Below are 253 nucleotides of genomic sequence, written 5' to 3' on the forward strand. Positions count from 1 at the left end.
GCGTTTCGCACGGTGCGCGATAACGTGATGAACATTCCTGTTCGTCTGAAAGATGCGCTCGCCGCAGAGACCGATCCGATGCGGGTCGAGTCGATGCTCGAGGCGGAACTTGCTCGCGCGCTTGCGTCCGTGGACGCATCCGCACTGCTGAGCGAAAACGACACGGATGACGCCGATGGGAGCGACCGAAGCATTTCTGAAGACGATCACGGAGGCGATACGGCCTGACAAGCGCATCGGCATTGCCGAGTGG

1 pseudogene is annotated in these 253 nt (G+C 60.9%); it reads left to right on the plus strand.

Going from position 1 to position 253, the window contains the following annotated elements:
• Nucleotides 1-228 (plus strand): annotated as a pseudogene (locus tag SB753_RS39475) (hypothetical protein); the annotation flags it as partial.
• Nucleotides 229-253 lie beyond the last annotated feature (25 nt).

This window comes from Paraburkholderia sp. SIMBA_053, assembly GCF_046534895.1.
Lineage (GTDB): Bacteria > Pseudomonadota > Gammaproteobacteria > Burkholderiales > Burkholderiaceae > Paraburkholderia > Paraburkholderia caledonica.